The organism is Streptomyces sp. YS415, assembly GCF_023544665.1.
Lineage (GTDB): Bacteria > Actinomycetota > Actinomycetes > Streptomycetales > Streptomycetaceae > Streptomyces.
The window spans coordinates 1-19,020 of record NZ_JAMJFL010000021.1 but is presented as its reverse complement, the minus strand read 5'-3'; the positions used below and the strand labels follow the sequence as shown (position 1 = coordinate 19,020).

Annotated in this window: 12 protein-coding genes; 6 read left to right on the top strand and 6 right to left on the bottom strand. The window is 72.4% G+C overall.

The features are described 5' to 3' along the window. Nucleotides 1-98: 98 nt before the first annotated feature. Nucleotides 99-3,017 (bottom strand): glycoside hydrolase family 48 protein, encoded by a 2,919-nt coding sequence (locus M8H82_RS24600; RefSeq protein ID WP_250077180.1) that lies wholly within the window; start codon nt 3,015-3,017, stop codon nt 99-101. Between the two features lie 463 nt (nt 3,018-3,480). Here M8H82_RS24600 and M8H82_RS24595 point away from each other — a divergent pair, with 463 nt between their 5' ends. Together M8H82_RS24595 and M8H82_RS24590 are read left to right on the top strand one after the other, a co-directional pair. Next, nucleotides 3,481-5,205: a glycoside hydrolase family 6 protein gene (locus M8H82_RS24595; protein ID WP_250077179.1), complete on the top strand. Its 1,725-nt coding sequence runs from the start codon at nt 3,481-3,483 to the stop codon at nt 5,203-5,205. A gap of 148 nt (nt 5,206-5,353) precedes the next feature. After that, entirely contained in the window at nt 5,354-6,241 is an 888-nt protein-coding gene (locus M8H82_RS24590) for a trans-aconitate 2-methyltransferase (RefSeq protein WP_250077178.1), read from the top strand. A 158-nt stretch (nt 6,242-6,399) separates the two neighbouring features. On the opposite strand, the gene M8H82_RS24585 is transcribed toward M8H82_RS24590, so the two are convergent. Continuing rightward, nucleotides 6,400-7,752, bottom strand: a complete 1,353-nt coding sequence (locus tag M8H82_RS24585) for a glycosyltransferase family 39 protein (protein WP_250077177.1) — start codon at nt 7,750-7,752, stop codon at nt 6,400-6,402. 235 nt (nt 7,753-7,987) lie between these two features. On the opposite strand from M8H82_RS24585, the gene M8H82_RS24580 reads away from it, so the two are divergent. Both M8H82_RS24580 and M8H82_RS24575 read left to right on the top strand, forming a co-directional pair. Beyond that, the gene (locus tag M8H82_RS24580; protein ID WP_250077176.1) at nt 7,988-11,317 is read left to right on the top strand and encodes a hypothetical protein; all 3,330 of its coding nucleotides are present in this window, start codon (nt 7,988-7,990) and stop codon (nt 11,315-11,317) included. 58 nt (nt 11,318-11,375) lie between these two features. After that, the gene (locus M8H82_RS24575; protein ID WP_250077175.1) at nt 11,376-12,077 is read left to right on the top strand and encodes an SDR family oxidoreductase; all 702 of its coding nucleotides are present in this window, start codon (nt 11,376-11,378) and stop codon (nt 12,075-12,077) included. A 45-nt stretch (nt 12,078-12,122) separates the two neighbouring features. Here M8H82_RS24575 and M8H82_RS24570 read toward each other — a convergent pair whose 3' ends face one another. From M8H82_RS24570 to M8H82_RS24560, 3 genes are all read right to left on the bottom strand, one after another. Beyond that, nucleotides 12,123-12,959, bottom strand: coding sequence for an aldo/keto reductase (locus M8H82_RS24570; protein WP_308293277.1), 837 nt, complete (start codon nt 12,957-12,959; stop codon nt 12,123-12,125). Nucleotides 12,960-13,067: 108 nt separating this feature from the next. After that, nucleotides 13,068-14,894 (bottom strand): long-chain fatty acid--CoA ligase, encoded by a 1,827-nt coding sequence (locus M8H82_RS24565; RefSeq protein WP_250077174.1) that lies wholly within the window; start codon nt 14,892-14,894, stop codon nt 13,068-13,070. Nucleotides 14,895-15,123: 229 nt separating this feature from the next. Further along, on the bottom strand, nt 15,124-15,987 hold the full coding sequence (locus tag M8H82_RS24560) for a LysR substrate-binding domain-containing protein (RefSeq protein WP_250077172.1): 864 nt from the start codon (nt 15,985-15,987) through the stop codon (nt 15,124-15,126). Between the two features lie 133 nt (nt 15,988-16,120). Between M8H82_RS24560 and M8H82_RS24555 the strand changes: the two genes are divergently transcribed. Beyond that, on the top strand, nt 16,121-17,155 hold the full coding sequence (locus tag M8H82_RS24555; protein WP_250077171.1) for a bile acid:sodium symporter family protein: 1,035 nt from the start codon (nt 16,121-16,123) through the stop codon (nt 17,153-17,155). Here the strand turns inward: M8H82_RS24555 and M8H82_RS24550 are convergent. Beyond that, nucleotides 17,091-18,314, bottom strand: a complete 1,224-nt coding sequence (locus M8H82_RS24550; RefSeq protein ID WP_250077170.1) for a DUF4185 domain-containing protein — start codon at nt 18,312-18,314, stop codon at nt 17,091-17,093. The two genes, M8H82_RS24555 and M8H82_RS24550, sit on opposite strands and share 65 nt — an antisense overlap. Nucleotides 18,315-18,437: 123 nt before the next feature. Between M8H82_RS24550 and M8H82_RS24545 the strand changes: the two genes are divergently transcribed. Then, complete coding sequence (locus M8H82_RS24545; RefSeq protein WP_250077169.1) at nt 18,438-18,962, top strand: isochorismatase family protein; 525 nt, start codon at nt 18,438-18,440, stop codon at nt 18,960-18,962. Nucleotides 18,963-19,020 lie beyond the last annotated feature (58 nt).

The window sequence follows — 19,020 nt, the reverse complement described above, 5'->3', positions numbered from 1 at the left end:
GCGGGAGGGACCGCCCGGCCGTCCGGCCTCGCCGTCAGGTGACGAGACCTTGCACGCGGTGCTCGTTCAGGCGCCGTGGGGCGCCTGGCGGGGGCGGGTTATTCGAGCAGTTCCGCGTACGAACCCATGGCCAGGGCGATGTCCGCCTGGGCCCAGAAGCGGTGGTACGTGAACGTGGGAACCGCTCCGCCCGCCAGATACGCCTCGATCTTCGACCAGGCGGGGTCGTCCTCGTAGAAGGAGCGGATCGACTCGAACGTCGACGAGGAGTTGATCGCGTCGCCGTTCGGCATCGTTCCGGTCCAGCCGCTCGGGATGTGGACGCGGTCGTCGAAGCGGTTGTAGTCGGCGCGGTTCTCCGGGACGGCGATGCCGAGGGCGTCCTGGTGGTGGTCCCACATGCCGTCGAGCAGGGCCTTCGCCGTCGTCGCCGCCGCGGTGTCACCGGAGCGGTCGGCGTAGTACGTCAGGGTCTTGGCGTACGCGGCCGCCACACCGACGTCGTTGGTGTAGTCGGCGACGGTGACGTGCAGGCCGGTGTTGGCGCCGGGGTTCGCGGCGTTCCAGGTGTCGGGCTGGCCCGACCACTGGAGCGTCGACGGTATCCGGTAGGTGCCGTCGGGGTTGATGGTGGTGTGCGCGAGCGCCCAGTCCACCCACTTGTCGAGGACCGCCTTCGCCGCGGCGTTCCCGGTCTGCTGGTAGTACTCGGCCACCCGCTCCATCGACCACGCCTGGAAGCCGAACCACTGGTTGGACGGCGGGTCGTGGTAGACGGGCTGCTGGTCGTAGTACATGCCGTAGAAGGTCGACTTGCCGGCCGGCGGGGTCGCGTAGCGGCCCGCCCAGCTGTTGGTCGCCCCGCCCGCGATCGCGCCCTCGCTGGACTGCAGCCAGCGGTAGAACTCGATCTGCCGCTCCAGGGACTTGGACCAGTCCGCCTGTCCCGTCGCCGACTTCGGCTTCAGGTCGGGGTAACTGGCCAGCGCGTACGCGGCCATCGGGTTCTGGTAGCCGCCGTGCGCGTGGCTGGATCCGATGCGCCAGGCCCAGCCCGCCGAGGTGTCGGTGGCACCGCCCCAGGCGTAGTACCAGGAGAGCAGGTAGTGCGAGGAGTCCTTGCCGGTGCCGGCCGGGCAGGCCGCCGGACCGACGCAGTTGCCGATCTTCTTGAAGTACTTGTCGTACATGGCGTAGCGCAGGTAGTCGCCCATCTTCGCGGCCTTGGCGACGGTCGCGGAGATCTGGCTGCCCTTGCCCTGCGCGTCGGCCCACTTGTCGGCCCAGTAGGCGGCCTGCACCGCACGCGCGTCGGCGTCCGGGGCGTTGGTGAACTTCCACTGCTTGGCGTAGGAGGCGTCACCGGTGAACAGGTCCAGATAGCCGTTCGGGCCGCCGTACTTGAAGGCGTCGCAGGTCGGCTGCGGCACCGTCTCCCACACCGACTCCTGCACACCGCGCTGGAAGGTGTTGATGTACGACGGGCCGGTGTCCGAGGGGCCCGCCTCGCACTTGCCGGGCGAGTTGCCGAAGCCGTAGACGTTGTCCACGTCCTGCAGCCAGTGCATGCCGTAGACGTCGTCCGTGCCGTACGCGCTCTTCAGCTCCGCCGCGATCGGGTCGGGGCCGACCGATACCGAGGTGTCGAGCCGGGCCGGGTACTCGTTCGGGGTGTCCAGCTCGGGCGCGTAGGTCGCGGGCTTGGAGGCGTTGTAGAAGGAGTTGGTCGGCTGGTCGGCGTGGGTGGGGATCATGTACTTCTCCATGATCTCCCAGGCGCCGTTGAACTTGGTCCAGTCGCCCGTGACCTTGCCGTACATGGCCTGCAGCCACAGCAGGTAGCTGTAGGCCTCCGAGGTGGTCTCGTGGCCGTGGTCCGGTGCCTCCACGATCAGCGTCTCGACCGAGTGGTAGGGGATCCCCTCGGGCGAGAAGTAGCCGTTCGCCGGGTTGGTGATCTTGCCGTACAGCTCCAGGAAGCGGGCGTCGTACTCACCCGACGCCTCCACCTGGGTGACGGTCACCGTGGCCTTCCCGTGGCCGTTCGCGGTCGACTCGAAGGTCGCCGCGCCGGTTCCCGAGGAGTCGGCGGTGATGGTCACACGCTGGGCGGTGTTCCAGTTCGCCGGGGTGAAGGTGAGCGAGGCGCCGCCGGTCACCGACAGGCCCGAATTGCCCCCGGTGCGTGCGGTGGTGACGGTCACGTTGGCCGACGGCTGCGTCGACAGCTTGATGTCGTACGTGCCCGTCTCGCCCTGCTGCACCGCGAGTTGGTTGGTCGAGGCCACCACGGCGGGACCCGAGGCGACCGTGATGCCGACCGGTGTGGACTCCGCGGACGCGCCCAGGCTGTCGTACGCCTTGGCCAGCAGTGAGTGACTGCCCACGGTCAAGTTGGAGACGGAGAGCGAGAAGGGGGCGCTCGTGTCCGTGCCCAGCAGCCGGGTGTCGTCGTAGAACTCCACCTTGCTGATCGTGGCGTTGTCGGCGGCCGCGGCGGTCGCCGCGAGCGGCACCGCGTCCCCCTGCGAGTAGACGGCACCCGCGGCCGGGCTGGTCAGCACCGTGATCGGGGGCTGATGGGCGCCGGTGCAGCGCGTGCCGTTGACCGAGAAGGAGGCCGGGGCGGCGTTGGTGCCGCTGTAGCTGAACTGCGCCCCGGTGGAGACCGCGGCGCCGGCGGCGATCCGGCCGTTGTACGGGGCGTTCCTCACGGTGATGTTCTGGCCGGACTGGGACCAGGTCCCGTTCCAGCCGTTGCTGAGCCGCTGGTTGCCCGTGTAGGCGTACGTGACGGTCCAGCCGTCGATGACGTCGGTGCCGCGGTTGGTGATGGTCAGGTCCGTGGTGAAGCCGGAGCCCCAGTCGTTGGTCTTGTAGTCGACGCTGCACTGCAGCGGTGCCGCCTGCGCGGGCGAGGTGCCCGTCGCGAGCAGCGTGAACGGAAGTGCCAGGGCGGCGACGACGGCCGTCCAGGCACGCCGTACAGCTCTTCGCCTTCGGTGCGGGAGTTGCATGTGCTGGTCCCTCCTTGCGGCTCGGAGAAGTCAAGGCTTGAACCAGTGGGAGCGCTCCCATAGTGGAGACGGGCGTACGGGGGGTCAAGGTGCTTGAAGAGTCGAAAAAGATTCGACAGGTGCGTCGAGCGAAAGTCCAGGAACTCCTCTGTCCCTCGACGCCACTTGGCGCTAACTTCGTTGACACCAGTGGGAGCGGTTCCACCAGTCGACGCGTCGGTCACGACGCGCTGAGCGCAAGGAGTCGCTCATGCGCCACCCCCCGCGTTCAGTACTTTTAGCCGTCACCGGAGTGACCCCCATGGTCCCGGTCCGGTACGACCGTGACGGCGGTGCCCAGAGCCCTCCGCCCGCACCGCCCGTCACCCGCGCCGATCGCCTCGTGCCGCGAGACATCCGCGCGCGCTCGACGGATGACATCCCGTAACGGGCACCACCCTTGACGGAGAGGGAACCCCCCACCATGAGTCGTTCCAGAACAGCCATGCTCGCCGCCCTGGCGCTGGTCGCCGGGGCCTCCGGGACGGCATTCGCCGCCGTGCCCGGCGACACCGGCACCGCCGCAGTGCCCTGCACGGTCGACTACAAGGTGCAGAACCAGTGGGGCACCGGCTTCACCACCGCGGTCACGGTCACCAACAACGGCGCCGCCAAGAGCGGTTGGTCGGTGAAGTGGTCGTACGCCGGCAACCAGCAGATCACCAACGGCTGGAACGCCAGAATCACCCAGAGCGGTACGGCCGTCACCGCCGCCAACGAGTCCTACAACGGCACCCTGGGCACCGGCGGTTCGGTCAGCTTCGGCTTCCAGGGCTCCTACAGCGGCAGCAACGCCGTCCCCGCCACCTTCACCCTGGACGGCGTGACCTGCAACGTCGACGACGGCGGCGGCACCGACCCGGACCCGGACCCGGACCCGGATCCGGATCCCGGCAACCGCGTGGACAACCCGTACGCCGGCGCCAAGGTCTATGTGAACCCCCAGTGGTCCGCGAAGGCCGCCGCCGAGCCGGGCGGCAGCCGGATCTCCAACCAGCCGACCGGGGTCTGGCTCGACCGGATCGCCGCCATCAACGGTGTGAACGGCGGCATGGGCCTGCGCGACCACCTCGACACCGCCCTGACGCAGAAGGGCAGCGGCGAACTCGTCGTCCAGCTGGTCATCTACAACCTGCCCGGCCGCGACTGCGCCGCCCTCGCCTCCAACGGCGAACTCGGACCGACGGAGATCGGCCGGTACAAGACCGAGTACATCGACCCGATCGCCGCGATCCTCGCCGACCCCAAGTACGCCGGGCTGCGGATCGTCACCACCGTCGAGATCGACTCCCTGCCCAACCTCGTCACCAACACCGGCAGCCGCCCGACGGCCACCCCGCAGTGCGACGTGATGAAGGCCAACGGCAACTACGTCAAGGGCGTCGGCTACGCGCTCAGCGAGCTCGGTGACGTGCCCAACGTCTACAACTACGTGGACGCCGGGCACCACGGCTGGATCGGCTGGGACGACAACTTCGCGCCGTCCGCCCAGCTGTTCAAGGAGGCCGCGACCACCGAGGGCGCCACCGTCAACGACGTCCACGGCTTCATCACCAACACCGCCAACTACAGCGCCCTGAAGGAGAACAACTTCACCATCAACGACACCGTGGCCGGCAAGTCGGTCCGCGAGTCGAAGTGGGTCGACTGGAACCGGTACGTGGACGAGCTGTCCTTCGCCCAGGGCTTCCGCAACCAGTTGGTCAGCGTCGGCTTCAACAGCAGCATCGGCATGCTGATCGACACCTCCCGCAACGGCTGGGGCGGCTCGGCCCGGCCCGCCGGTCCCGGGGCGACGACCAGCGTCGACACCTACATCGACGGCGGCCGCTACGACCGCCGGATCCACATCGGCAACTGGTGCAACCAGTCCGGCGCGGGCCTCGGCGAGCGTCCGCAGGCCGCACCGGCCGCGGGGATCGACGCCTACGTGTGGATGAAGCCGCCGGGTGAGTCCGACGGCGCCAGCCGGGAGATCCCGAACGACGAGGGCAAGGGCTTCGACCGGATGTGCGACCCGACGTACACCGGCAACGCCCGCAACGGCAACAACCTCTCCGGCGCCCTGCCGGACGCCCCGCTGTCCGGGGACTGGTTCTCCGCCCAGTTCCAGCAGCTGATGCGGAACGCCTACCCGCCGCTGCCGTAAGCGGCCGACCCGCCGGGGCCCGGGAGGGCCGGGCCCCGGCGCAGGTCGTCCGCTCCGCCGGCCGTTTTTTGCGGTTACGGCAACGTCGATTGCCTTTCGACGGTGCGTCGGCGCACGCTGGCGCCATCCGGAGGAGAGGCTGACCACCATGGCGCACTCGCACGCGTCCCAGCACGCGCACCACCACGACCACACCGACATCGACTGGGCCGACATGGCCGCGCACCTGGAGACCCAGGCCGAGCTGTACACGCCGCTGACCGAGCACGCGCTCGCCTGGCTGGGCGGAAAGCAGTCCGAGCCGGGTCTGATCGTCGACGCGGGCAGCGGCCCCGGCGTCGTCTCCTGCATGCTCGCCGACGCCTTCCCCGGCGCCCGGGTCGTCGCGGTCGACGGCTCCGAGCCGCTGCTGGAGCGGGCCCGCGCCCGCGCGGAGCGGCTCGGGGTCGCGGACCGCTTCGGCACCATCACCGGTGAACTCCCGGACGCCATGGCCGACCTGGACTATCCGGCCGACCTGATCTGGGCCAGTTACAGCCTGCATCACCTCGGCGACCAGCAGGCGGCCCTCGCGGCGTTCGCCGAGCGGCTGGCGGTCGGCGGCACCCTCGCCCTCGTGGAGGGCGGGCTGCCCACCCGCTTCCTGCCGCGTGACTTCGGCATCGGACGGCCGGGTCTGCAGGCGCGGCTCGACGCCGTGCAGGAGGACTGGTTCAGCGAGATGCGGTCCGGGCTGCCGGGCAGTGTCGCGGTGCCCGAGGACTGGCGGGCGCTGATGTCGGCGGCGGGGCTGCGGCCCACGGGCTCGCGGACCTTCCTGCTGGACCTGCCCGCTCCGGCGCCCGACCGGGCACGCACGGTCGCCGCGGACACGTTCGGGCGGTTCCGCGAGACCTGCGGTGACGCTCTCGACGCCACCGACCGCGCCACCCTCGACCGGCTCCTGGACCCGGACGACAAGGCGAGCGTCCACCACCGTCCGGACCTGTTCGTCCTGGCGGCGCGCACGGTGCACACCGCGGTGCGCCCGGCCTGATCCGAGCCGTCAGCAGCGGCCCGGCCGGGCGTGGACGGTGACGCGGGCGCCCTGGGCGCTGCGGGTGCCGCACTTCACGAAATGGCGGCCGGGCACCTGGCTTTTTCCTGGCGGCGCGCACGGTACACACCGCGGTGCGCCCGGCCTGATCCGAGCCGTCAGCAGCGGCCCGGCCGGGCGTGGACGGTGACGCGGGCGCCCTGGACGCTGCGGGTGCCGCACTCCACGAAGTAGCGGTCGAGCACCCGGCGCTTGGTGCTCTCCTGTGCCGTCCGGTCGACGGGCTGCCCGGCCGGGTCGCGGACCGACACCACGCGGCCCGCCGCGAGGAGGCGGGTGCGGATCTCCGGGGCGGGCAGCTCCGTGCCGTACAGGGTGCGCGACGCGGACGGGGAGCCCTTCAGCGCCAGGTCGCGCAGGCCGTGCACGGACGACGGGTCGGTCAGGGTCCACACCCGGCGCCGGGACGGCATGAACACGATCGCGTCGGCGTCGGCCGCCCGGATCGCCGTCGCGATGGCGGTGACGTCGTCCGTGCGGCTCTCGGGGGTGCGCAGGTGCAGCGTCGCCGGCAGCAGGGCGATCACGGCCGCCCCCGCCGCGGCCACCCCGAGCACGTGCCCCCTCCGCAGCAGCCGGTCGAGGGCCGCGCCGAGGAGCAGGGCCGTGCCGAGATGGCCGTAGAGGACGTAACGGTCCACGTACAGCGGCTTGATCAGGGAGAGCAGCAGGAGCAGCAGGGCGGGCAGGACCAGCAGGGGCAGGGCGAACCGGGCCGGCGGGCCCTTGACCAGGACGGCGCATCCGGCGCCGAGTGCGCTCACCCCCGCGAAGCCCAGCAGCGCCCCCGCGCCGGGGCCGCCGATCCAGGCGACCTGCTCCGACTGGCCGGCGCTCAGCACCGCCAGTGGCGCGAGACCGGCGGCGACCGCGACGGTCACCGCCAGCCCGGCCCGGCGGGTCCGCCGGGGGAGTGATACCAGGTGCGCTAGGGCGGCCAGGACCGCGAACTCGTGCACCAGACACGCCGTCAGCAGCACCGCCCCGTACCCCGCCCAGGCCCGGCGGCTCCCCGACCGGACCGCGCCGAGCAGCAGATACGACGCCCAGGCGACCAGCGCGCACACCAGCGCGTAACCGCGGCCCTCCTGCGCGTACCGCTGCACCGGCGGCAGCAGCACGAACACGGCTCCGGCCAGCAGCCCCGCCCGGGGCCCGGCGAGCCGCTGCCCCAGCAGCGCGACGAAGCCGCCCGCCGCGGCGGCGGCCAGCACCGAGGGAAGCCGCAGCACCAGCAGCGGATCCAGGTCGCCGCAGATCCGGAACAGGCCGTGCAGCACCAGGTAGTACAGACCGTGCACGGCGTCGGCGTGGGCGAGGGTCCCCACGAGGTCGGGCAGCGGGCGCCGCGCCATGTCGTAGGTGACCGCCTCGTCCCGCCACAGGCTGCCGCCGCGGCGCAGGCCCCACAGACCGACGACGAGGCCGAGGGCGACGGGCCCCAGGACCACGCCGGCGGACGGACGCGGCGCGGGGCGCGCCACGCGGACGCGCGGGGGCTGTGCGGACTGCAGGGCGGGCTCGGGTACGTGTGCGGTGGCGATGGCTGGCTCCCGTGCGGGACGGCAAGGCGGTCACCGATGAGTCCAGGCCCCGGCGGATTGTTGGGCAGCCCCGATCCGCGGTGCCCAACAATCGCCCGGGGGGCGCTTGTTAGCGTGGGTGGGCGAACGGGGGGAGGCCCGCATGGGGCGCCGGGAGAAGCCACTGGACCCGGGGGAGGGTCCGGTACAGCGGTTCGCCTACGAGTTGCGCAAGCTGCGCGACGAGACGGGCGGCCTGACCTACCGCGCGATGGCGGAACGCGCCGGCTACTCCGCGCCGACCCTGGCCGCGGCGGCGGGCGGGGAGCGGCTGCCGTCCCTCGCCGTGCTCACCGCCTACGTCACCGCGTGCGGCGGCGATCCGGACCCCTGGGCGCGGCGGCTGCAAGAGGCGGTCGAGGAGCGGCATGCCCCGGACGACGGCGCCGGCCCCTACCCGGGCCTCGCCCGCTTCGGGACCGGCGACCAGGAGCACTTCCACGGCCGGGACGACCTGATCGGCGAACTCGTCCGGCTCACGGCCCGCACCCGGGTCGCGGCGGTCGTCGGGGCCTCGGGCTGCGGCAAGTCCTCCCTGCTGCGCGCCGGTCTCGTGCCCGCCCTGCGCGGCCGGGACGACGACCGGCCGGCCGTCATCCGGCTGCTCACCCCGGGCCCCCGTCCGGCCAGGACCCACGAGCGGCTGCTCACCCCGCACGAGGGCCCCGGCGACACCCTCCTCGTCGTCGACCAGTTCGAGGAGCTGTTCACCCTCTGCGCCGACCCCGGCGAACGCGACCGCTTCCTCGCCCGGCTGCTCACCGCTCGCGACCCCGCCTCCCGGCTGCGCGTGGTGATCGCCGTCCGCGCCGACTTCTACGGCCGCTGCGCCGAGCACGGCCCGCTCGCCGAGGCCCTGCGGGACGCCGCGCTGCTGGTGGGGCCGCTGTCGCCGCGCGGGCTGCGCGAGGCCGTGGTCCGGCCCGCCGCCGCCCACCGGCTGGTCGTCGAGCGCGCCCTGACCGCCCGGATCGTCGCGGACGTCGCCGGTGAGCCCGGGGGACTGCCGCTGATGGCGCACGCCCTGCGCGAGGTCTGGCGCCGCCGCTCCGGCAAGGCCCTCACCCTCGCCGCCTACGAGGCCATCGGCGGCGTAGAGGGCGCCGTCGCGCACACCGCCGAAGCGGCCTACGCCCGCTGCACCCCTGCCGAGGCCGCCGCGGCCCGGGCGCTGCTGCTGCGGCTGGTGCAGCCGGGTGACGGCACCGAGGACACCCGGCGGCCGGTCTCGCGCACCGAGCTGGACGCTGACGACACCACCGCCCAGGTGCTCGAACGCCTGGTCCGCGAGCGCTTGTTGACGGTGGACGGGGACACCGTCGAACTCGCCCACGAGGCCCTGATCGGCGCCTGGCCCCGGCTGCGCGGCTGGGTGGCGGAGGACCGCGACCGGCTGCGCCTGCACCGCACGCTCACCGAAGCCGCCCACGCCTGGACGGAGTTGAGCCGCGACGCGGGCGCGCTGTACCGGGGGATACGGCTGGCGGAGGCCCGTGAGACCTTCGGGGAGGGAGCCGGACTGAGCCGTACGGAACGGGACTTCCTGGCCGCCAGTGTCGCCGCCGACGAGGGCGCCCGGCGGGCCGCGACCCGGGCCGCCCGCCGGCTGCGGGCGCTGACCGGCGCCCTTGCGGTGCTGCTCTGCCTGGCCGTGGTCGCGGGCGTGACCGCCTGGCGGGAGAGCGGGGTCACCTCCCGGCAGCGCGACGAGGCCGAGGCCCGCCGGGCCGCAGCCCTCGCGGACACCCTGCGCGCCACCGCACCACGCACCGCGATGCGCCTCGCCCTGGCCGCCTGGCGCACCGCCGACCTGCCCGAGACCCGCACGGCCCTGCGCACGGCGGCGGCCCAGAGCGAACTGGACGTCTTCGTCCAGCCCGAGGAGGGCGGGCGCGCCCTCAACGCCCCTGTCTGGCTCAGCCACGACGGGCGGATCCTGACCGCGGTCGTGCGGGACGAGGCGGTTCAGTGGGACGTGCCCACCCACCGCCGACTGCGCTCGGTGCGGCTGGACGGGCTCTCCGCGGGACTGGTCGACGTCAGCGACGACGGACGCCTGGTCGCGTACCGCACCCCCGGCAGCCGGGACGGCCTGGTGATCGCCGGTCTGGCGGACGGCAGCACGCGCCGTCTTCCGACCGGCCCGTGGACCGACACCGACGTCGGCTTCGGCCCCAGCGGTGACACCCTCCTCCTGCGGCGGGTCGACCACGCGGCCGACGGACGGGCCGCCCTGGAGGTGTGGGACGTCCGCCGGGAGCGGCTCCTGCTGCGCCACGACCGGGGCGACGACGACGGCGCCCTGCCGGTGCTGAGCCACGACGACCGGCATCTCGCCTGGTGCGCCGGGGACGGGACCCGGCTGCGCGTGCTCGACGGCGTCGAGGGGCGCCTGGTCACGCTGGACATCCCGGAGGCGACCGAGCGGGCGCTGTGCGCGGGTGACCTCACCTTCACGCCCGACGGGCGGGCGGTGGCCTCCGGCACCTCCGAGGGGCTCGTCACCTGGGACTTCCGGGCCGGACGGGAACGCCCCCGGCTGCCGGTCGCGGGCGGCGTGATCCAGGTGGAGTTCGCCGGTCCCTACGTCCTGGCCTGGGGCTCGGGCACCTTCACCCTGTGGCGCACCGACCTCCCGGCCCCGGCGGACGGCGGCCCGCGCACGCCGGTGCTGACCCATCCCGTCGCCGGGCAGTCGATCGGGGACCTCAGGCTCGATCCCGCCGTGGGCGTCCTGCGTTACCGGGAGAGCGGCCGCACCAGCCTGGTGCGCACCCTCTCGCTGCACGGGCTGATGGACGACGGCTGGCGGACGCGAGCGGCGCGGCGCCCCCCGCGCACCAGGGTCGCCGGTACCGAGGCACTCGCCCGCGACCCGGCCGGGCACACCGCGCTGACCGCCGAGGGAGTCCTGGTGGACGCGACGACGGGCGAACCACGCACCGGAGTCAAGGGGGTCCGGGGGGAGGACTACCTGCGCGCGGCCGCCTTCAGCCGCGACGGACGGTTCCTCGCCGTCGCCGACGTCCAGGGCCGGGTGACCCTGTGGGACCGGCGCGCCTGGCGCCGCATCGCCGTTCTCAGAGCGGTGGGGTCCACGGTGGACGAGGAGACCCTGGCCTTCTCCGCCGACGGCTCGCTCCTCGCGGTCGGCGCACCGGACGGTTCGGTGCACGTCTGGGAGACGGCCATGCCGAGCCTGCCGCCGGCCACCCTTCCGGCCGGGGACGGTCCGCTGCTCGCCCTGCGCTTCACCACCCACGACGGCGTGCTGCGCGTCAGCAGCCCGCACCTCGCCGAGCGCCGCCTGCCGTCGGCCCCGGACCGGGCCGCGGCCACCGTGTGCGCCCGGACCGAAGGAGGGCTCACCGAGGCGCAGTGGCAGCGCTGGTTCCCCTCCGCCGGGTACCGCTCCACCTGCGACGGCCCTTGACTTGGAGAGCGCTTCAACTGATGAACTCCCCCTCACCGAACGACAACAGGGGGTAACCATGACCGACTCTCCGGTCGCACTCATCACCGGTGGCGGCAGCGGCATCGGCGCCGCCGCGGCGCGGCAGCTGCTGGACGCCGGGCACCGGGTGGCCGTCACCGGTCGCGGCGAGATGCGGCTGCGCGGTTTCGCCGAGGAACTCGGTGATCCCGAGGGGCTGTTGACGATCGTCGGGGACGCCGCCGACTACGCGCAGATCCAGGGCGCGGTGGAGACCACGCTGAAGCGGTTCGGGCGCCTCGACACGGTTGTCGCCAACGCCGGAATCGCCACCCATGACTCGGTCGCCGAGGGCGACCCGGCCGGCTGGCCGGAGATGATCCTGACCAACGTCCTCGGACCGGCGCTGCTCATCCGCGCCTCGATCGACGCCCTGAAGGAGACCCGGGGCCGCATCGTGCTGGTCGGCAGTGTCGCCGGGTTCGTGCACACACCGGGCAACCTCTACGGCGCGACCAAGTGGGCGCTGACCGGACTCGCCGAGAACACCCGCCGGGAGGTGACCGAGTGGGGCGTCGGCGTGACGCTGATCGCGCCGGGCCGGGTGGAGACGCCGTTCTGGGACAGCTACGGCAGTCTGCCGCCGGGGCATCTGCTGACCGCCGACCAGCTCGCCGACTCGATCGTCTGGGCGATCCGGCAGCCGCAGGGCGTGGACGTCAACACCGTCGTCGTACGGCCGATCGGGCAGCCCAACTGACCGGCGCGGGCGGCCCGGTGGCCCGGACCGCCCGCCCCGGACGCGTCAGACGACGTCGAACGTCGCCGGGTCGGGACCGATCCGGCGGTCCTCGTTGAGCGCGCTGATCGCCGCCAGGTCCTCGTCGTCCAGGCGGAAGTCGAACACGTCGATGTTCTCCTGGATCCGGGACGGCGTGACCGACTTCGGGATCACCACGTTGCCGAGCTGGAGGTGCCAGCGCAGCACCACCTGGGCCGGGGTGCGGTCGTGCTTGCGGGCGATGGCCACGATGGCCGGGACCTCCAGCAGGCCCTTGCCCTGGCCGAGCGGCGACCAGGCCTCGGTGGCGATGCTGTGCTCCGCGTGGAAGGCGCGGGAGGCGTCCTGCTGGAGATGCGGGTGCAGCTCGATCTGGTTGACGGCCGGGACGACAGACGTCTCGCCGATCAGCCGCTCCAGGTGTTCCGGCAGGAAGTTGGACACGCCGATCGCCCTGATGCGGCCGTCGGCGTGCAGCTTCTCGAACGCCTTGTAGGTGTCGACGTAGGTGTCCCGGGCCGGCAGGGGCCAGTGGATGAGGTACAGGTCCACGTAGTCCAGGCCGAGCTTGGCCAGCGACGTGTCGAAGGCGCGCAGGGTGCTGTCGTACCCCTGCTCGGCGTTCCAGAGCTTGGTGGTGACGAAGATGTCCTTGCGGGGGATGCCGGAGGCGGTGATGGCCTTGCCGGTGCCCTCCTCATTGCCGTAGATCGCCGCTGTGTCGATGCTGCGGTACCCGGCCTCCAGAGCCGTGCTGACCGCCTGCTCCGCCTCGTCGTCCGGCACCTGCCAGACGCCGAAGCCCAGCTGGGGCATCTCGACGCCGTTGTTGAGGATGATCGGGGGGACCTTGCTGCTCACGAGCTCGTGATCCTTACGGTTGTCGTCGACTGGTACTCCCATCGTCAACGATCACGGGCCGCTGTGCATTCCTGATCGCGGAATCCGTGCGGAGTCCGCCCGGAACCCTCAGGCCTGGTACAGCGCCGCCACCTCGTCGGCGTAGGCCTTCTCGATCGCCCTGCGCTTCAGCTTCAGCGAGGGGGTGAGCAGGCCGTGTTCCTCGGTGAAGGGCTGGGCGAGGATCCGGAAGGTGCGGATCGACTCGGCCTGGGAGACGAGGGTGTTGGCGGCGACCACCGCGCGCCGCACCTCCGCCTCCAGATCGGCGTCGCGCACCAGTTCGGCCGGGGGCAGCCGCCGCTTGTCGCGCATGGCCAGCCAGTGGTCCACGGCCTCCTGGTCGAGGGTGACCAGGGCGGCGATGTACGGGCGGTCGTTGCCGACCACGATGCACTGGGCGACCAGCGGATGGTCCCGGACCCGCTCCTCCAGCACCCCCGGCGAGACGCTCTTGCCGCCCGACGTGACCAGGATCTCCTTCTTGCGGCCGGTGATGGTGAGATAGCCGTCCGCGTCGAGGGAGCCGAGGTCCCCGGTGGCCAGCCAGCCGTCGTGCAGGGCCTCGTCGGTGGCTTTGGGGTTGTTGAGATAGCCCTGGAAGACATGGGGGCCGTGCAGCCAGATCTCCCCGTCGTCCGCGATGTGCACGGTCGTCCCGGGGACGGGCTGCCCGACCGAGCCGTAGCGGGTGCGCTCGGGCGGGTTGGCGGTGGCGGCCGCCGTGGACTCGGTCAGGCCGTAGCCCTCGTAGATGTGCACGCCCGCGCCCGCGAAGAACAGGCCGAGCCGGCGGTCCATCGCCGAGCCGCCGGACATGGCGTGCCGGATCCGGCCGCCCATCGCGGCCCGCATCTTGCCGTAGACGAGCTTGTCGAAGAGCTGGTGCTGCATGCGCAGACCGGCCGAGGGGCCGGGCCCGATCCCCCAGGCCTTGGCCTCCATGGCGTCGGCGTACTTCACCGCGACCTCGACGGCCTTCTCGAAGGCGCCGGCCCGGCCCTCCTTCTCGGCCTTGCGGCGGGCGGCGCTGAAGACCTTTTCGAAGATGTACGGCACGGCGAGGAAGAAGGTCGGCCGGAACGCGGCCAGGTCGGGCAGCAGGGCGGCGGCGTTCATCTGCGGCTGATGGCCGAAGCGGACGCCCCCGCGGATCGCGGCGACCTGCACCATGCGGCCGAACACGTGCGCGAGCGGCAGGAAGAGCAGGGTGGCCGCCTCGTCGCCCTTCTTCGAGTGGAACACCGGCTCCCAGCGCTCGATGACGGTGTCCGCCTCGTACATGAAGTTGCCGTGCGAGATGACGCAGCCCTTGGGGCGGCCGGTGGTGCCGGAGGTGTAGATGACGGTCGCGACCGAGTCGGGGGTGACCGCCTGGCGGTGCCGGTGCACCACCTCGTCGTCGAGGTGGGCGCCCGCGTCGTACAGCTCCTGGACGCAGCCCGCGTCGAGCTGCCACAGCTCGCGCAGTCGCGGCAGCCGGTCGATGACCGTGGCGATGGTCATCGCGTGGTCCTCGTGCTCGACGACCGCCGCCGAGACCTCCGCGTCGTGCAGCATCCAGAAGCACTGCTCGGGGGAGGAGGTCGGGTAGACCGGCACCACCTGGGCGCCGACGCTCCACAGGGCGAAGTCGAACAGGGTCCACTCGTAGCGGGTGGGGGACATGATGGCGACCCGGTCGCCGAACCGGACGCCCCGGGCGAGCAGCCCCTTGGCCAGGGCGAGCACCTCGTCGCGGAACTCGGCGGAGGTCACGTCCCGCCAGCGGCCGGCCCCGTCCTTGCGGCCGAGCGCCACGTGCGCCGGGTTCTCCCGGGCGCGCTCGAACACCACGTCGGCCAGTCCGCCCACCGGCGGTGCCAACGCCGACGGAGGGTTGGTGAACTCGCGCAAACCCCGCTCCCCGCTCTCGTCGACGCCCCGCACAGCGCCGTGAAAGCTACCCCACGCTCCGGCCGGATGGCTGTAATCTCCACCGAATCTGTACGACACCGGATCTGCACGACACCGGATCCGTAAGCCACCGGATCCGTAAGCCACCGGATCCGTAAGCCACCGGATCCGTAAGCCACCGGATCCGTACGACTCCTAATCCGTACGACTCCGAATCCGTACGGCCCGCTCAGCGGCGGTGCAGTCGCTCCCCGCCCGCCAGGATGGCCGCTGCCAGCGCCTCCGCCGCTCCCTGGGCGGCCGTCCGCCGCTGCCCGTGGACCAGTACGAAGTCCACCCGGCCGAGCTCCGGCAGCCCCGACCGCTGCGCCATCCTGACCAGCCCCGGCGGGATCAGGCCCCGCGAGTGCGCCATCACGCCCAGGCCCGCCCGGGCCGCCGCGATCAGGCCGTTGAGGCTGCCGCTGGTGCACACGATCCGCCACTGCCGCCCCTGGCGCTCCAGGGCCTCCAGCGCCAGGGCGCGGGTGATGCCCGGCGGCGGATAGACGATCAGCGGCACCGGGCGGTCCGCCTCCAGACGCAGCCGCTCCGCCCCGATCCACACCAGCCGGTCGTGCCACACCAGCTCGCCCCCCGGCTCCTCGGGGCGGCGCTTGGCGAGGACCAGATCGAGCTTTCCGGCCGCCAGCTGCTCGTGCAGGGTGCCGGAGAGCTCCACGGTCAGCTCCAGGTCGACCTCGGGATGCTCGTACCGGAAGCCCTCCAGGATCTCCGGCAGCCGGGTCAGCACGAAGTCCTCCGAGGCGCCGAAGCGCAGCCGCCCGCGCAGCCGGGTCCCGGTGAAGAAGGCGGCCGCCTGCTCATGGACCTCCAGGATCCGCCGGGCGAAGCCGAGCATCGCCTCGCCGTCCTCGGTCAGCTCCACGGAGTGGGTGTCCCGGGCGAAGAGCTGCCGGCCCGTGGCGTCCTCCAGCCGCCGTACGTGCTGGCTCACCGTCGACTGCCGCAGGCCGAGCCGCCGGGCGGCCTGGGTGAAGCTCAGCGTCTGGGCGACCGCCAGGAAGGTGCGCAGCTGGGAGGGGTCGTACACGCCCCCAGGTTATCGCGGAACGTGATGACAGTCAGAGTGGTATGCCGGATTCCCGATCAGCTCGGCGGGGAGGACGATGGAGAGGGCACGACCGTGCCCCCGGACCGGACGTACAGCGAAGTAGTGGAGCACAGTGAAACGCCTGCGATGGCCGCGTCGGCTGCCGATCGACCCGTACGTCCTGCTGCTGCTCGGCACGGTGGGGCTCGCCGCCCTGCTGCCGGCGCGCGGGACCGGGGCCGAGGTGGCCTCCGGCGCCTCGACGGCCGCGATCGCCCTCCTCTTCTTCCTCTACGGCGCCCGCCTGTCCACCCGCGAGGCGCTGGACGGACTGCGCCACTGGCGCCTCCACATCACCGTCCTGGCTTGCACCTTCGCCGTCTTCCCGGTACTCGGCCTGGCGGCCGGCGGACTCGTCCCGGTGCTCCTGACCGACCCCCTCTACCAAGGGCTGCTCTTCCTCACCCTGGTGCCCTCCACCGTGCAGTCGTCGATCGCGTTCACCTCGATCGCCCGCGGCAACGTGCCCGCCGCGATCTGCGCGGGCTCCTTCTCCTCGCTGGTCGGCATCGTCGCCACCCCCCTCCTCGCGGCGAGCCTGCTCGGCGGCACCGGCGGCGGCTTCTCCGCCGACTCCCTGCTGAAGATCGTGCTGCAACTGCTGGTGCCGTTCCTGGCCGGGCAGGTGCTGCGCCGCTGGATCGGTGGCTTCCTCACCCGCCACAAGCAGGTCCTCGGCCTGGTGGACCGCGGCTCCATCCTGCTCGTCGTCTACACCGCGTTCAGCGAGGGCATGGTCCAGGGCGTCTGGAGCCGGGTCAGCCCCGCCCGGCTGGCCGCACTCCTCGCCGTCGAGGCCGTACTGCTCGCCGTGATGCTCACCCTGACCTGGTACGGCGCCAAGGTGCTGCGCTTCGGCCGGGAGGACCGGGTCGCCATCCAGTTCGCCGGCTCCAAGAAGTCCCTGGCCGCCGGGCTGCCCATGGCGAGCGTCCTGTTCGGCGCGCACGCCTCGCTGGCGGTGCTGCCGCTGATGCTCTTCCACCAGATGCAGCTGATGGTGTGCGCGGTGATCGCCAAACGGCGCTCCCGCGACCCGGAGGTCACCCCCCGGCCGCCAGCCGCAGCGTCACGAACCGCGGTCGGTACAGGGAGACGTTCCGGCTGAGCTGGGCAGCGGCACCGGTGGTGTCCAGCCAGTTGACGTCGTAGCTGAGCACCAGCCGCCCGTCCTCGCTGAGTTCGGGATGGGTCTGCGGGTTGTACGCGGCCACCTGCCCGTCCGGCAGGGAGGGGCTGAAGTCCTTGGCCGGCCCGTGCCAGGGGCCGGTGGGCGAGCAGGACCAGTACGAGGTCACGGTCGTCAGTCCCGCCCCGCCCGCCGCCATGGTGAACAGCACGTACGTCCGCCCGTCGCGCACCACCGAGAAGGCGCTGCCCACCCCGGTGCGCCGCTCGTCGCCGAGCACCGCGCGCGGGCGGACGCCCACCGCCCACTCATCGCCGTCCCAGTATTCCCAGGCGCCCGGATCGGCGAGGCCGCCCTCGGGCACCCGGGCCACATGGGCCCGTGAGGCCGGCCGGGACACCGCCCGGCCGTCGTCGCCGCCGAAGACGTACGTCCAGCCGTCCTCCTCGACCAGCGTGGTGCCGAACAGCACGCGCCGGGACGGGTCGGCGACCAGTTGCTGGTCGAAGACCTTGACCGTCGACTCGACGCGCAGATCGGGCAGGGAGAGCGTGGCGACCTCGGTGGCGGTGGGCACACCGTAGATCCATGGCGGCTGACCGTTCGTGCGCACCCACAGCAGCACGCGCAGGACCTGTTCCGAGGAGCCGGGGGAGCGGGGCTCGACGCGTGCCGCTACCGGCCAGCGCCACTGCCCCGGCGCGGGATCGGGGAAGAGCGGGGCGGGCAGGGTGCTCTCCAGCCGCCCGTCGCGCATCACGACCGCCGAGTTGCGCACCATCGGAGCCGTGGTGTCCCGCCAGGCGTAGGACTCGCCGACCGGGTTGGGCGGGGCGTGCACCTGGCCGAGGTAGGTGTCCGAGAACAGCCACAGCACCCGTCCGTCCGGCAGCCGCACCGAGTGGGTGCCGTCGCCGCCGGTCCAGTCGTCGGTGCGCGAGGGGTCGTCGCCGTATCGCGCGAACTCCGAGGTGAGCCGCTGGTCGGCGGCCCAGGCCCGGACGGTACGGGGCGCGCAGGCGCCGTCCGTGTCGTCGTCCTCGGGCAGGGCGGTGAGCAGCACGGCGCCGAGGACCAGGGCCAGCAGCAGGCCGAGCCCCGTTCCCGTGCGGTGTCGTACGCGTGCGTCGTCGGGCACGCAACGGGACGTTAGTGGCAGGGGCGCACCTGGTCCATGGTGCCTCCGGACGCGGGGCGTTCAGGGGCCGGTTGATCCGTGGGATCTCCGGTACGGAACGCTGACGGCGGTTAACGTTCCGTCATGACCGCACCCCTCGCACTCGATCCCGCGCGCACGGCTCTGGTCCTGGTGGACCTGATGGACCGTATCGTCGCGCTGCCCCTGGCACCCCGGAAGGGCACGGACGTGCTCGCCACCTGCGTGGACCTGGCGTCCGTCTGCCGGGCGGCGGGCGCGCTCGTGGTACTGATCCGGGTGGAGCGTCCCCACGTGGCCGAGCAGCCGGCCGGCAGCGCACTGGCGGAGGGCCTGTCACGGGACGGTGACCTGGAGATCGTGAAGCGGACGATCGGCGGCTTCCAGGGCACGGGTCTGGACGACCGGCTGCGTCAACGCGGGGTCACCACGCTGGTGTTCGGCGGCATCGCCACCAACCTCGGCGTGGAGTCGACAGCCCGCGCGGCCGGCGACCTCGGCTACGACCTGGTCTTCGTCGAGGACGCGATGACGGCATTCACCGCCCCGGAACACGAGGCCTCGGTCCGCCTGGACTTCCCCAGACTGGGCACGGTGGTCTCGTCACCCGAGCTGAGATTCACCAACTGACCCCAACAGGCCAACCAAGGGTCACTGCACCCAGGCCACCGGCCGGGAGGGAGCCGTA

Coding starts and splice junctions, on each gene's coding strand:
- M8H82_RS24595 (WP_250077179.1), top strand. CDS start 3,481: ATGAGTCGTTCCAGAACAGCCATGCTCGCCGCCCTGGCGCTGGTCGCC.
- M8H82_RS24545 (WP_250077169.1), top strand. CDS start 18,438: ATGACCGCACCCCTCGCACTCGATCCCGCGCGCACGGCTCTGGTCCTG.
- M8H82_RS24575 (WP_250077175.1), top strand. CDS start 11,376: ATGACCGACTCTCCGGTCGCACTCATCACCGGTGGCGGCAGCGGCATC.
- M8H82_RS24590 (WP_250077178.1), top strand. CDS start 5,354: ATGGCGCACTCGCACGCGTCCCAGCACGCGCACCACCACGACCACACC.
- M8H82_RS24580 (WP_250077176.1), top strand. CDS start 7,988: ATGGGGCGCCGGGAGAAGCCACTGGACCCGGGGGAGGGTCCGGTACAG.
- M8H82_RS24600 (WP_250077180.1), bottom strand. CDS start 3,017: ATGCAACTCCCGCACCGAAGGCGAAGAGCTGTACGGCGTGCCTGGACG.